Source organism: Zooshikella ganghwensis DSM 15267, assembly GCF_000428585.1.
Classification (GTDB): Bacteria; Pseudomonadota; Gammaproteobacteria; order Pseudomonadales; family Zooshikellaceae; genus Zooshikella; species Zooshikella ganghwensis.
This window is the reverse complement of record NZ_AUAF01000120.1, coordinates 1-14682: the sequence shown is the minus strand read 5'-3', so window position 1 is coordinate 14682 and position 14682 is coordinate 1. Positions and strand designations below refer to the sequence as shown.

The 14682-nt window shown below is 38.6% G+C and carries 13 protein-coding genes and 1 pseudogene; 11 read left to right on the top strand and 3 right to left on the bottom strand.

Annotated features, from left to right (window positions below):
• The 3 genes and pseudogenes from F607_RS34775 to F607_RS0119830 all read left to right on the top strand — a co-directional run.
• Positions 1 to 234: pseudogene (locus F607_RS34775) on the top strand (IS982 family transposase); the annotation flags it as partial.
• 663 nt (positions 235 to 897) lie between these two features.
• Positions 898 to 1284 (top strand): Mor transcription activator family protein, encoded by a 387-nt coding sequence (locus tag F607_RS0119835; protein WP_027709483.1) that lies wholly within the window; start codon positions 898 to 900, stop codon positions 1282 to 1284.
• Between the two features lie 45 nt (positions 1285 to 1329).
• The gene (locus tag F607_RS0119830) at positions 1330 to 1863 is read left to right on the top strand and encodes a 2-thiouracil desulfurase family protein (RefSeq protein WP_230400442.1); all 534 of its coding nucleotides are present in this window, start codon (positions 1330 to 1332) and stop codon (positions 1861 to 1863) included.
• A 30-nt stretch (positions 1864 to 1893) separates the two neighbouring features.
• On the opposite strand, the gene F607_RS33070 is transcribed toward F607_RS0119830, so the two are convergent.
• The gene (locus F607_RS33070) at positions 1894 to 3060 is read right to left on the bottom strand and encodes a diguanylate cyclase (protein ID WP_051311659.1); all 1167 of its coding nucleotides are present in this window, start codon (positions 3058 to 3060) and stop codon (positions 1894 to 1896) included.
• Between the two features lie 189 nt (positions 3061 to 3249).
• On the opposite strand from F607_RS33070, the gene F607_RS0119820 reads away from it, so the two are divergent.
• Complete coding sequence (locus F607_RS0119820; RefSeq protein ID WP_027709481.1) at positions 3250 to 3741, top strand: DUF2721 domain-containing protein; 492 nt, start codon at positions 3250 to 3252, stop codon at positions 3739 to 3741.
• 20 nt (positions 3742 to 3761) lie between these two features.
• On the opposite strand, the gene F607_RS0119815 is transcribed toward F607_RS0119820, so the two are convergent.
• Positions 3762 to 4211, bottom strand: coding sequence for a VOC family protein (locus tag F607_RS0119815; RefSeq protein WP_027709480.1), 450 nt, complete (start codon positions 4209 to 4211; stop codon positions 3762 to 3764).
• A gap of 698 nt (positions 4212 to 4909) precedes the next feature.
• On the opposite strand from F607_RS0119815, the gene F607_RS30665 reads away from it, so the two are divergent.
• The gene (locus F607_RS30665) at positions 4910 to 5533 is read left to right on the top strand and encodes a c-type cytochrome (RefSeq protein ID WP_051311658.1); all 624 of its coding nucleotides are present in this window, start codon (positions 4910 to 4912) and stop codon (positions 5531 to 5533) included.
• A 289-nt stretch (positions 5534 to 5822) separates the two neighbouring features.
• Positions 5823 to 6296: a hypothetical protein gene (locus tag F607_RS0119805; RefSeq protein ID WP_157365542.1), complete on the top strand. Its 474-nt coding sequence runs from the start codon at positions 5823 to 5825 to the stop codon at positions 6294 to 6296.
• A gap of 139 nt (positions 6297 to 6435) precedes the next feature.
• On the opposite strand, the gene F607_RS0119800 is transcribed toward F607_RS0119805, so the two are convergent.
• Entirely contained in the window at positions 6436 to 7698 is a 1263-nt protein-coding gene (locus F607_RS0119800) for a 6-phosphofructokinase (RefSeq protein WP_027709478.1), read from the bottom strand.
• 1086 nt (positions 7699 to 8784) lie between these two features.
• On the opposite strand from F607_RS0119800, the gene mpl reads away from it, so the two are divergent.
• From mpl to F607_RS0119760, 5 genes are all read left to right on the top strand, one after another.
• Positions 8785 to 10161 carry a UDP-N-acetylmuramate:L-alanyl-gamma-D-glutamyl-meso-diaminopimelate ligase gene (gene mpl / locus F607_RS0119790; RefSeq protein ID WP_027709476.1) on the top strand — a complete coding sequence of 459 codons (1377 nt, stop codon included), beginning with the start codon at positions 8785 to 8787 and terminating at the stop codon, positions 10159 to 10161.
• A gap of 93 nt (positions 10162 to 10254) precedes the next feature.
• The gene (locus F607_RS0119785) at positions 10255 to 10860 is read left to right on the top strand and encodes a flavin prenyltransferase UbiX (protein ID WP_027709475.1); all 606 of its coding nucleotides are present in this window, start codon (positions 10255 to 10257) and stop codon (positions 10858 to 10860) included.
• Positions 10861 to 11340: 480 nt separating this feature from the next.
• Positions 11341 to 11925 (top strand): hypothetical protein, encoded by a 585-nt coding sequence (locus F607_RS0119780; RefSeq protein WP_027709474.1) that lies wholly within the window; start codon positions 11341 to 11343, stop codon positions 11923 to 11925.
• Positions 11926 to 12958: 1033 nt separating this feature from the next.
• Entirely contained in the window at positions 12959 to 13312 is a 354-nt protein-coding gene (locus F607_RS0119770) for a DUF1428 domain-containing protein (protein ID WP_027709472.1), read from the top strand.
• 315 nt (positions 13313 to 13627) lie between these two features.
• Positions 13628 to 14035: a GFA family protein gene (locus F607_RS0119760; RefSeq protein WP_027709471.1), complete on the top strand. Its 408-nt coding sequence runs from the start codon at positions 13628 to 13630 to the stop codon at positions 14033 to 14035.
• Positions 14036 to 14682 lie beyond the last annotated feature (647 nt).

Below are 14682 nucleotides of genomic sequence, written 5' to 3'. Positions count from 1 at the left end.
ATGGTGGATCAACTCCCTGAGAAATGGAGGGGACAGTTAAACCGGCTCCGACGGCGGGTGGAGACAACGATTGGTCAGCTAGTAGAAAGGTTTAATATTCAGCGAACCAAAGGCAGAACACTATGGAGCTTGACTAATCGAATTACCCGCAAGCTATTATCACACAGTTTGTGTGTATTATTTAATAGGAACCAAGGCAATGCTCCTCTTCAGTTAGCTAAATTAATAGGCTAAAAAGTCGAGCATCGCGTTAATATAGGCTCATGGGACTTCGTCACTCGATGGCCGCACCTAAAAACCATTGGTATTGGGTATAAGTTTATAACTATAGTTACTTATAAATAGTCATCTAGAAAATAACAGTAAAACAGGCATCAATTGTACAAACTGAATACAAATAAAGTAAGCTGGAAACAATTCCCTAGGAAACTATTTTTCATTTGTTTATATGGGCTATAGCTTTTGTTTAAGTTATCAAAATGTGCCTAAAATAACGCAAATGTATACGGCTTATGATTTATGTATGATTAATTGTAACTGCTGAGAGATTAGCTCGTTACGTCGTTTAACTACCTGCTAATAAAGCCTGCCATAATTAACCTAAGTATAGTTATAAGTCAAATGTCGTAATAGATATTGCTTGAACCATCATATACTAGGCTGATGGATGTTTTTATAAAAAATAAGGACTACTTGGTTTTCATTCTAGAGTTTGGTTGTCTAGAAAAAGAAATTTATGATACTTGAGACTTGTATAGCAAATGCAATCCTTTGAAGCTGGTACATTGAAGATAATCTCTGCTTGACACAAATTCATTTCTAGGGATTTTTTTCCATATTAACTGATTATCAGCTAACACATTAGCTTAGTTCCTGAAAAACAATCAGGAGAAAACAATGCAAGGGATTGACTTTAGTTTAATCAAGATAGATAAACTTCCATTAACCTTACAAGAATTGGTTGACTGTATTGGAATAAAGCAAACATTCATTTTGACGTTAAAATATGGAGGAAGGCCATTATATATTGCCAAAAACCCTGATCGCTCTGTTCTACAGACCTTTTTAGATGAATATGCTGTAAATGCATTATCTGAACGCTTTTCAGGGACAACTTTAGAAATTCCAAAAAAAGACCATTTTTTTCGTCAGTTACGGAATCAAGCGATAGTGTCTGATACAGAAAAAGGTGCTTCACGACGAGAGTTAGCAGTGAAGTATGGGCTTTGTCTCCGGCATATTGGAAATATTCGCAAGTCATGTGATGAAATGAGAAAACATTAAGTGATAATCGTGGTAAGGTGAAGCCTGGATGTTCTGGCGAAAAAAATGTATAAAGGCTTAGCACAAGCTAGTTGTAAACGGGAAGTAATGAAGCTATCAACTAAAAAAATTTTAATAAGTGCTTGTTTGTTAGGTGAGCCAGTTAGATATGATGGGAAAAGTATTTCTATCAAGGACAAGACGATTTGCTATTTCCAGCAACAAGGCTACCTTGTACCTGTTTGTCCAGAAGTGATGGGCGGGTTACCTATACCTAGGGAACCCGCTGAGATTATAAAAGGCGTGGGTGACTTTCCTGATCGAAAGGTAATCACACAGGGAGGTTTTGATGTCACTGAAGCTTTTCAGCAAGGAGCGGAAAGAACCCTTGAAATTGCTTTGCAAAACAACGTAATAGCTGCATTGCTGAAAAGTAATAGTCCCTCATGTGGTAATTTACAGATTTATGACGGCAGTTTTTCTGGTCGACTTATTGAAGGCTTTGGCATAACAGTAAGAGTGTTAAAAGAAGCAGATATACCTGTATTTAATGAGCTGCAGATTAGCTTGCTTTGTGATTTTATTGAACAGCAAGGCTAACAATGATCTGTTGGTAATAGGTGGAAAGGCCTATTGTTGGTTTTCTTTGTAGTTCAAGCCAAAGATGACGGCCTGATTTCGACCATTTGCTTTGGCTGAATAAAGTGCTTGATCGGCATCAGCAAGTAATTTTCTCACGCTTAAGTTCGGTCTTGCATAAAGTAACCTCGACCCACAACTGATGGTAAGCGTGTTACTGATCTTAGAGGCTTCATGAGGTATCTCTAGCGCTGCAACACTGGTTACAATTTTATTACTATGTTCTGATAATGCATTCGCATCAATATCATAGAGCAGTAGCGCAAACTCTTCTCCACCATAACGAGCAACGAGATCTAGGGGTCTCCGGGCATGGTGGGTTAATTCAGTAGCGATTTTTTTGAGTGCTTGATCTCCTGCAATATGGCCATAATGGTCATTAAATAGCTTGAAGTAGTCAATATCCACCAAAATCAGAGCAAGGTTTTTTTTCTCCCGACAACCTTGCTTCCATAATTTAACTAAATGGTGGTTAAGTGTTCTTCGGTTTGTGATACCTGTGAGTGGGTCAGTTTCTGCTTGTTGGCTAAGTAACTCTTCAATTAAAAAAAACTGCCTGCTTTGAAATTCTTTATAGTAGCCTGCACATATACAGAATAAAGTAGGAAATAAAAAGAAAATAAAGTCGTTAGATTTTATAAAAACGAAGATTCCTTCATGATTAAATAAGAATATAGATATTAAAACAATGATTGAGATGCTAAGACAATCACGCCAAATTAGGCCTGAAAATATATAGATATAAAGAAAAATAAAATAAAAAATGAAATACTGGCTGAGATTTGATGAGGCCGAAGCGGTAGAAAATAATGTAGTGCTCAATAATAAAAATAAGCTAAAAATAATGAGTGATACTCGACATAGAAAATGAAGCCTGTGAATAAGAATTCCCGCTGAGGATAAAGTGGCACTCAAAACAAGTAGGGTTGTTAACAGAATGACTATCAAATGGCTATCAGTGAGTCCAATGGATTGGGTTAGGTAGTAAAGTACCACCAGTAAAACAATATTCGTAGTAATAAGCTTTACTAAACGGTTTGTTGTATCGAAGTAGTGCCGAAACAAACTTTCAATATCTGTGTCAAACTGTAACTGAATGCAACCTTTTAAGTATTGGTTGCCTAGTTTGTCCTGAGCTTTGTTATGCGCAGTTTTCATGGCTGCACTCGATATAAGGAGTACCCACTCAATGTTACTAGGTAATTACCGTAGTACAATGTCTGAGCTTTAACAGGTTGATATTTGTCAGTATAGACGGAGCTGAGTAGCATATAATAGCCAGCATGCGGTGTTACCAAGTTTCAACGTTATAGTAGTCTTACCATCAAAATAGATTTGTAGTCAGCAATGAATGAACTTACTGAAATCTCATCATTATTAAGCGCAATTATTTCCCCTATTGTATTAATTTCTGGAGTGGGGCTAATCCTCTTGACCCTTACTAATCGATTAGGGCGTGCAATAGATAGGACTCGCGCCCTGGTCTTGGCCATCAAGCAAGGCAATGAAACAATCTGTAATCCCCGTAAGCAATTGACTATTCTCTATCGACGTTGCATGCTATTACGCTCTTCAATGGTAGCCTTGTCATTTAGTACTCTATTTGCTTGTTTAATAATTATCTGTTTGTTTATTTTGCATTTTTTCCACATTTCAACAACCGCATGGATTTTTGTATTTTTTGGTTGCAGCATTATCAGTGTGCTTGTGTCTGTGGTGTTATTCATTTATGACCTTATCTTAAACTTACAAGCTGTGAGTATCGATGTCCGTTTGGTTGGTGATGAGTTGCCAGGTTCAGACAGTTCCAGAAAGTTAACTCAAACGGCAACTCAGTAAAGGCCTATTAACAATACCCACTAAGATTGATTGATGAAGGTTGTAAAACACGGTTCTTCATCAATCGGTTTAGCTCCTGGTCCGAGTGGCTGACCATAACTAAATTCAATAAAGTTGCCATTTGGATCGACAACCCCGCAGTAGTAGCCCACAGGGTAAGGCTCTTCCCTTGGTGGCCAAATTAAAATTCCGTCCTCTTTACCCTGCAGGGCCAGTTGGTCTACTCTAGCTTTACTTTCGACGGCAAAGCCCAAGTGTCCATAGCCCTGATCTACTGCGTTCCGTTTGGGACCATCAGACATTAAAACAAGTATTAGCTCTTGTTCTCGCCCTTTTTCTGCCATCCACACAATATCCTTTGAAGCATGTCGTTCATGAATGATATTGAGCTGACAATACTTTTGATAAAACGTAATGCAGGCTTGAAGGTCTGCAACATGAAGCGCGATATGGGTTAGATTGGGTTTCATGTAGATGATTTTCCTTATTTTATTAGCGTCAAGGTGGATTATAAGCTTGTCGATATGCTTTCTTATACTTTATTTAAGTTAAGTCAGTGTGATTATTAATCAATTTTTATTTTGGAATTAATTTGTTTTTATCTGCCAGCATTAAAAATAATTAGAAGTAATGTGGTGTATGAGTTGTTAGATGCTGGGTATGAAATAGCATAAAATAAATTGACTTATTTAAGCTGATCGATATCTGTAGTTCTATACCTTTCACGAATGATTTCTAGGTTTTGTTATCTTCTCTCCTGACCCCAATCACCTATTAAAATAGGCTCATGGGGTTTCGTCACTCGATGGCCTCGCCTAAAACCATTCATATTGGTTATAGTTTATATTAAATAACACTTTAAAGCTCGGTTATTATACTTATAATGATATGCTCAAGAGATAAAAAAAGTTGTATAACCCTAGGGATAATGCAAAACCTGAAAGGCTTATTTTGTTGTAGCTGAGTGATCTATACATCATACCCACAGCGAAGGGTATAGATTAGTTTTTAAGCTGATAAAGCAGCTATAAATTAACTGATGTATATAAGCTTTTCCATAGAATTATCGCCAAAAGCCATGTAGACCATGGCTTAAAGTGGGAGTGCTATGACAAGACAGGTGTTTGTATTAGAAGTAAAGTAAGTAGCGTGTAGCAGGGGAGTAAGTATGCGTTTTGTAGTTATGTGGGGCATGTTATGGATATCAACATGTGGAGCAGTAGAGATAGAAAAGGGCATTCTTGAGTTGTTAAAAGATCGCATGGATAATACACAACATCATGCTCAGCTCGTCAAAAAAGGTCAAGAAAGAGCTATTTTATGCGGTTATTGTCATGGCAAAGATGGTAATAGTGTAAAAAATTATATTCCCAACTTGGCAGCGCAAAACCCAGAATATTTAGTTAACCAGTTTGAACAATTTGCGAAAAAAAAGCGCAAAAATTATGTCATGGAGAAATTAGCGTCGAGTTTATCTGATAGTGAAAAGGTTAACCTTGCGTTGTATTTTGCCAGTTTAAAAGTCAATCCTCGTTCTACAGAGTACCCGGAGCTTGTGAATAAAGGCAAGTCGGTATTTTCTCGCCTGTGCTATACTTGCCATGGCAAGGATGGCTTTGGTAAAGAGAATCTACCAAGACTTGCTGGTCAGCCTGAAGAGTATATTGTTAAAACGCTACACTATTTTAAAAATGGCCAAAAGCGTAATATGGATTCTCCTATGCCAGGAATTGTAACCCAGTTAACAGATCAAGAGATTAAGGCGGTGGCAGCTTACATCACTAGTATGTGAGATGCTTGAGCTGTGGTAGGGTTGCATAGGACTCAACAAGCATAATAATGATGAATTTGTTATGGCTATGCAGCTTTGCCTATTCCTGTGCAAACAGTTTTTATCTCGACATAAGTTGTTTTGGTTAGTTTGCAGTCTGATGACTTCAGGACTGGCAAATAGTGATACTAATATCCAACTGTGTAATTTTTACACTGAAAATGTGTATAGGGGATTAGGTCTTTTTTTTAGTGAATCCGCGCACACTGTAAAGGAGGCACCAGTTAAACATTATGGATTATTAGAAGATATGGAGGAACAACGTAAATTTTGCCCTTTTTCCGCAAATCAAACCATTAACTCGCAGCGTTACCTTTGCCATATTAGTGAACAGTTGTTGTTAAATCACTACTCTTTTCTTGCACACCAACAATCAATAAATATACAGGATAATAAATTACTGACTATTCCGTTAAGTGCATTAGTCGCAGATAAAATTCGGTCTTACTGTGCTTATCAACCAGAAATAATTAAGTATACACAAATTTTATCGTTACAATTTCCTGTATTGATACATGGTAAAGAGCTGACACCTGAACAACAAATTTCTCAAGAAAAAGAAAGTAAGCAAAAACTGTCTTATCAAATAAAGACCCGCACTGATCTTTCATATACAGTAAAAGGTTTAAAGCAGGCAAGCCTTTGGCCTCCTTTTCAGTATTATCGTTTAGGCGGGAAAACACTCACGTATCAGTTTTCTAATCATATCGCGGCACACCCCTGACAATTATTTTGTTTGGCTTTTTTTCGGTACAAATCTAAGTACGTTATTTCAGCGTTCTAGACTTATTTGTATAGTCTGCTAGAAAGAGAAAAGCCCCTTAGCAGGAGCTTTTCAGAGGGGGGAGCGATATCTTTCTGGATTAAACTTTAAATAGTCGAGACAGCTTTTTGGCTACAAAGGTGTGTTTCAGATCAGTGTAGACTGGCATGCCATTATAGTAAGGAGGATAGTCCTCACCTTGAATGAGTGGCTCAAGATATGCCTTGGCTTCTTGTGTAATATGGTAGCCATCATCGGTAATAAAACTTCTTGGCATCAGCTTTTCCTGATTGGCAACTTCTGACAGAGGAGCTTCACCAATAGTCCACTGATAAGGTGTACCTGGTTGTCTTACAATGGCTGGCATAACGGCATTTTTACCCGCTACAGCAAACTCAACAGCAGCTTTGCCCACTGCATACGCCTGTTCGACATCGGTTTTAGACGCGATATGACGGGCTGACCGTTGCAGATAATCTGCGACAGCATAGTGATATTTATAGCCAAGTTCATGTTTAATCATTTTAGCAAGGATAGGGGCGACACCACCTAACTGTAAATGGCCGAAGGCATCTTGCTCTGTTGTGGCATGAAGCATACGTCCACCTTCATAACAAGTACCCTCTGATGCAACAATAACGCAATAACCATGCTGCTGGACGACTTCTTGAACGCGTTTCAAAAAGCGCTCTTTATTGAATGCAATTTCAGGGAATAAAATAATATGGGGTGGATCGCCCTCTTGGTAGCTGGCAAGACCAGCTGCCGCAGCGATCCAGCCCGCATGTCGTCCCATAACTTCTAAAATAAAGACTTTAGTGGATGTTTCACACATCGAGATAATGTCTAATGCTGCTTCTTGGGTTGAAATGGCAACATACTTAGCAACGGAGCCAAAGCCAGGGCAATTGTCAGTTAATGGTAAGTCATTATCGATGGTTTTAGGGATACCAATGCATGTTAGAGGGTAGCCCATCTTCTCACTCATTTGAGATACTTTGTATGCGGTATCTTGTGAATCACCACCGCCATTGTAAAAAAAGTAACCAATGTTGTGTGCATAAAAGACTTCAATTAAGCGCTCATATTCAGCCTTACTGGTCTCAAGATCTCTAAGTTTATAGCGGCATGAGCCAAATGCGCCTCCTGGCGTATGCTTTAATGCAGCCACTGTACGATCTGTTTCCAAGCTGGTATCGATGAGTTCCTCTTTGAGAGCACCTAAAATTCCGTTATGGCCAGCGTAAACCTTGTCAAATAAATCCGGATACTGACGAGCAGTTTGAATTACAGCACATGCAGTAGCATTGATGACTGCTGTAACTCCGCCCGACTGGGCATAAAAGGCATTTCTCTTTGCCATGCAAGGTTACTCCAGAAGTGTTGATTCAGTCTTTGTGGATGTTCTTCACTGCTCATAACCAACAGTAAGGAGGGTAAAGGGAAATCCGTTGGTTTTCCATCTCCTTGTCACTTTTTCGTCATTGGCAGTGATAAATGTTACCCCTTCCACAGCCATATAATTATCGTTTTTGTCATTGTATTTGCTGCAATGTCCTACGTAATACCGCTTTACTGTAAACATAACCACATAATTGTTAGACAATACATCTGACAGTAGGATAAATATAATTTTGTCTGTGTAACTCAAAATTAGCATAAGTCGCTTAGTTAAGAGTAAGGGTTTATATTGTTGTGCAGCGAATAATAATTGAAAACGAAATGATTTGCATGGTGCAATATTATTCAAACTAAATTTTGGTTAAGAAACCTTGTACATTAATTGCTGTCGATAAAATGTTAGTTATTTGCTTCGTTAGTTGACTGCGAATAAAAAGTGGGTGCTGACTATAAGGTTTTTTGGGAAAAATGGAAGCGTTTAACCTTTGTGAATCTATTTCGCTTTTTAATTATGGGGGATGTATTCAAAAATAAAAAATAGTCAATAATTCCGCAAAAGAACGTACTCAGAATCTGTGTTTTTTTGTAGAGAAGGGTTAGTGAATAAAGGTAGTTTATTTTTAATTAAAACTATTCTCTGCAGGAAACGACTCGCCTTTAAAGCATGGTATGTTTATTTTACTAAAAGCTTGGGTTTCTTTACCTGAAAATGATGTCATGACGGCTGGCTTATGTTGTAAATTTAGATAAATATTTCTTTTGTTGAAGGCTTTATAGTTTGCTAAACCTATTTAGTTTATGGTGACATACAAGCAAAGACTGTATGTCAGATAGAGTAGAATGCGTGATGACTATAGCCAGGTTATAAAGTTCGTTTAGGATAACAGTAGGTTATACCTAGTCAGAAGTAGATATCGCACTGGTTTTAGGTAATTCTTTTCTGCTGATGTTTACTTTCGAAGTGAAAACTACTCGTCATAAACTAATAGGAGTAGGATGCCTATAGACTCCTGATGAGTTGTTTCTTGAGCATTAAATTGAGAGTGATATGCATATACATATTTTAGGTATTTGTGGGACCTTTATGGGTAGTTTGGCACTGCTGGCTAAAGCGATGGGCCATAAAGTAACTGGCTCTGATGTGAATGTGTATCCCCCCATGAGTACCCAGCTTGAACAGGCAGGCATCAAAATCGAGTCAGGCTTTGCATCTGCTCATTTAGAACCGCGACCAGACCTTGTAGTGATAGGTAATGCAATATCTCGTGGGAATGAGGCTGTGGAATATGTTTTAAATGAACAAATTCCTTATACTTCTGGGCCTCAGTGGCTCGCAGACTATGTACTACAAGATAAGTGGGTGTTAGGGGTTGCAGGTACTCATGGGAAAACCACCACCAGTAGTATGTTGGCGTGGATTTTGGAGTATGCAGGCATGTCTCCTGGCTTTTTGATCGGGGGGGTGCCAGAAAACTTTGGCGTTTCTGCACGATTAGGAGAAACACCATTCTTTGTGGTGGAAGCTGACGAATACGACTCAGCTTTCTTTGATAAACGGTCAAAATTTGTCCACTATCACCCTCGGACTCTGATCTTAAATAATTTAGAGTTTGACCACGCAGATATTTTTTCCTCACTGGCAGATATTCAACGACAGTTTCATCATTTAGTCAGAACGGTACCTGGTAATGGTCTTATTATTTACCCCAGCAATTACCCTGCAATGGAACAGGTGATTACTCTGGGGTGCTGGAGTACAACGCAAACCATCGGTCAAGAGTGGCAGGCACAATTACAAGATGCTGCTGGGCGAAGCTTTAGTGTCATCCATCAAGGAGCCTCTGTTGGTGAAGTCAGCTGGACATTGACGGGGCAGCATAATGTCGAAAATGCGCTTGCAGCCATTGCTGCAGCACGACATGTTGGTGTGATTCCTGCCCTGGCTTGTGAAGCGCTTGCAAAGTTTGTCAATGTAAAGCGACGCATGGAGTGTATTTATGAAGATGAGCGAGTGACAGTTTATGATGACTTTGCTCACCACCCAACAGCAATTACAACAACCTTAGAGGGGTTACGTAAGGCTGTAAATGACGACCACATTATCGCTATTCTTGAGCCACGTTCTAATACCATGAAGATGGGGATTCATACTGAGCAGCTAGCTGCTTGTGTTAAGGCGGCAGATGAGGTGATTTGGTTTGAGCCTGAAGGGTTAACGTGGTCTTTAGATGATGTGATGAATAAAAGTGAGGCTAAATCTGTAAAGTTTGATGATGTGGCCTCAATTGTGGATTATGTCGCGCAGTGCGTAGACAAGCTTGATAGCTCCTCTGCCAAGACGCATGTTCTGCTTATGAGTAATGGTGGGTTTGGAGGAATTTATCACCAGCTGACTGATGCACTATCCCGTAACAAAGCTTTATAAAAGTGTCATGGCCAGAATGGGTTAAATACAGAATCTGTCATGGTTATACTTATAAAACATAAATAGTGTTGTTTTATTTTAAGGTAAAAGTTCATGCGGGTGACATTAGCAATAACGGGGGCTTCTGGAGCACAGTATGGTTTGCGGCTTCTTGAAGTACTGTTGAACAATGGACATCAGGTGTACCTCATGGTGTCTAAGGCGGCACATGTCGTTATTGCTACTGAAACAACGTGGCAGTTACCTGCACGACCTGCTGAGCTTGAAGCTGAGTTGGTCAAACGCTTTGCGGTAGACCACTCATTACTCCGTGTATTTGGACGTGAGCAGTGGATGGCACCAGTGGCTTCAGGATCTGGTGCACCCAGTGCAATGGTCATTTGTCCTTGTAGTACGGGCACACTATCAGCAATTGCAACGGGGGCTTGTAATAACCTGATTGAGCGAGCTGCAGATGTTGCTCTTAAAGAGCGTCGCAGGTTAATTCTAGTACCCAGAGAGTCACCTTACTCCGCAATACATTTAGAAAATATGCTGAAAATAACCAATATGGGGGGAGTGATTTTACCTGCCTCTCCTGGTTTTTATCATCAGCCAGAGCATATCAGTGATTTGATTGACTTTGTTGTTGCAAGAGTACTCAATCAGCTGGGGATAGAGCAACAGCTACTCCCACGCTGGGGAGAACAGTTTTCCTAGATGTATAGCCTGGTGGTTTGCAATAATCGTCAGGCACACCTTCATCAATCTTATATATATCCAATAAGGTACAGAGGAAGCATTGTTGGTGTTTGATCACCATGGACGGTGGGAATACAGCTTGTGCGGGAGAAATTTAAATATCGTCACCGAGAAGACATCAAATTAACGATGATAACCCACATTGTTTTGTTAATTAAGCGACTATAATTCAGTGATCTTTATCTCTAATTGGAGAGGTCTCACTAAGGGTATTACCAGTCATCGTCATATTCATACCCAAAACCTTCATATTAAATTTAGGGAAACAAAGAGAACATTAAGCTGTGATTGTTCACACATATGTTTAATACTATAGGTAGGCAAAATATGTGCGATTTTTGTCACATCAGCTTGCGGAAATAGTTCCAAATTAGATGATTTTTTTATGATAGTATGACATTAAAAATGAACATCATTTGTAGGGATTATTTTGCAAGTATGCCAATTACTAAATTTGTATCATGGTTTTTTGGGGCAGTTCTATTATTGAATTTATCCGTCGTTTGGGCCAATGAAAAAGAGGCTGTGTTAACAACGGATGCCGAACAAGTTATTAATGCTTATATGAATGCGTATATTCATAAGGACTATTTTCAAGCGGCCAGTTATCATCAACCCCAAGCACTTGAACAGCAACGTACTTACTTTCTAAGTGAACTACTTGCCCATGATGCATACTTAGCCAAACAGCTGTTTGGACAAGCATTTGGTACTGAAAATGCCTTAACAACAATGGACAGCCAAAAGTTTTTTGCTAAGCTTTCAGAACTAGTGTTGGGGGGAAGTGTAATCGATAATTTCTCCACACAAGCAATAACATTTGAACTAGAAGGCCTGCTGTTTCCTCAATCCGATGTGGCTTATGCCGTGTTTAGAGTTAAAGCGCACGTACAAGGTAATAATAAAATAATTCCGTTTAATTTGCTGAAGACATTTCGCTTACAAATGCATGCTGACCGTTGGTATGTAGATATTCCTGAAGAATTTGGAATATTTAAAGCATCACTTGAATATGAAGAATAGAGCATACTATTAAATTTTACTAAAAATAATTTAAAGTGCTTGTTGCCTTGTAGTAGAAAGTGATTGTCTGAGTAGATGTATGTTTAAGTGTACTTATTTTTGAATTTTTTTCCTGTTTATTAGTAAATAAAAAACGTTTTCTCTATTATGTATAGAGTGCTTTTTTAGATTGATATATCCTTTCATCTGCCCATGCCGCTGCTCTGTATTTTAATAAGCCAGAACATTTAATTGCATGACATAGCGAATAAAACCTTTTATCTTTGAAAGGGCACTCGCTAACTCTTTATTAAAAAGCCTATAACCAAAACGAAGGGTTTTTAGTGGGGCTAGTCTGGTCTGTTAAGACTAGCGATAGCATCAACAGTTTTTTAATGGAGTAATCAGTATTTTTGGAAGGGAAACAACTATCTTGACAAATAGCGGTCTTTAGCACCTTTACTTTTTTGAATAGTAATTGTCTTATAATAAAGTCAATATCTTTTATTCTAAGACGAATGCATTCCATTAATCGAAGACCTAAACCATATAATAAAGAAGCCATTAGCCAGTGGTTGCCATGAAATTTTGCTAACACTAGGGATACTTTCTTTCGTGTTAATACTACAAATAAATTTTCAGGTTGTTTTGCACTTAATAGCATTTTTAAGTTTGTAAGCTGTAATGCCGAACTCTAATCTCTTGCCTTACCCTTTCTAGAAGAAGGCGCGTTATAACTTTTACCTCAAATAGCACCGATCATTGAGATATTATTATGCTGTTATTTATATACAGTATTATTAGAGCTGCCTCAAAGTGACATGATATATTACGTCACTCCGACGTATCACACCCTGCTAATAATCTAACTAATTTATATCAATCAGATAGTTAAGTTGGTTTTTTTATATTTAATCTAGTATTGAATATGTGCTGTGGTTAAAATATATTTAAGTATTATACGTCACTATGACGTAATTTATTACATCATAGTGACGTTCATTAATAATTAGATGCAGGAAGAAACAAAATATCACAATGAGGAATACTCATAATGTCATACGTCGATGGTTTTATAGCGGCAGTTCCGAAAGAAAATAAAGAAAAGTATTTAGCCCATGCTGAAAAAGCATCTGTTGTGTTTAAAGAGTATGGAGCGATTAAAGTGGTAGAATGTTGGGGTGATGATGTTCCGGAGGGCGAGGTAACCTCCTTTCTGTTGGCAGTTCAGTGTAAAGAAAATGAAACAGTTGTGTTTTCTTGGGTAATATGGCCAAGCAAGTCAGAGAGAGATGAAGCCTGGGCAAAAATAATGGAAGATGAGAGAATGAACCCAGAAAATAATCCAATGCCTTTTGATGGTAAACGATTGATTTACGGTGGTTTTGATAAGATTCTAGAAGCATAGAATGTAGATGAAAGGAACAACCGAAAGTGCATCTAACGCCGCGTTGAACCGGACATCAAACCCCCATTCCTTTCCTGGTTTGCTGCCGGTTAACGCGGCGTTGAGTCTGCACATTATCTATTACTTACAAAGGATAGTAATAATACAATGCTGGATAAAGAAAGCTTAGTGGAATGGCTGGATGCGGAGCATACACCGAAAAAGCCAGCACCATTTGAATATGAATACACAGCTGCCTAACAAGGCAAATTAACTCGAGTGCAAATTTTTGCATCGTTATGTTTCAGCAGGTATTAACTATTTGGTAAATAAGTAATGTCAGATAAATATTCGGGATCTTGCCTATGTGGCGAGATAGCGTTTGAAATTACCGGTGGTTTTGAGAGTTTCTATCTTTGTCATTGTAGCCGCTGCCGTAAAGATACTGGTAGTGCCCATGCATCTAATCTCTTTTCTACTTCGGCTAAACTAAAATGGCTATCTGGAGAAGAAAAAGTAAAATCGTTTAATCTGTCGGGAACTAAGCATGCAAAAAGCTTTTGCACCATCTGTGGTTCAGCCGTTCCTAGTATTCAAATGGATGGTAAGCTTTTAGTGGTTCCGGCTGGTAGTCTTGATACAGCTCTAGATATGGAGGCATCAGCACATATCCTAATAGAAGATAGAGCGCAATGGGACAATGAACTTGAAAAAGCACCAATGGTAGAGGGTTTGCCCAATTGAACTTGGTTAAAACACATAATAAGTCGATGCATCAGATGTGATTGGTCAGCATTTTTGTGTCGTGGAGGAAATGATTGAAATGATGAAGGAGACCGCGCAAGAATTGGCTCTGGATATTGCTGAGCTTATTGAAGCTCTCAACTTTGAAGATGAAAATTTTGGGGAAGTACTTTTTCAGAAATCCTAAAAAGCTACAAAGATTGTAGGTTTATGGTGGGATTAGTATTAATATTAATTGCATAACATTCGCAGTCAAAGCGACCCAAAAATACGCGTTTGCTGCAGGTGTGGTGAGTGATTCAATCCATAACGTCGCAGCTTTCCGGAACTCCGTGTGCTGTCACGTTTTTGTGCAAAGCACAAAAAACTCTATCCCACTCCATCCGCAAATTGCGACATTATATGTAAGGATAAATAGTGAAAATCGGAGTAATCGCTGTTTGTCAAGATAGTTGTCGCATCAACCAACCTACACTAATGATTTAGCATTTGATTGTTATCAGGGTTAAGCCAAACCCTTTCAATTCGATTCCAATTACGTGTTTGACCTGTCCAGCGTCTTGGATTGGCCAATTTTGCTTTTTCATATACCACCTTACGGTTTTCCAAAATAGCGTGGTCTTTGCCTTCATGGCGTGCTTGAGGGG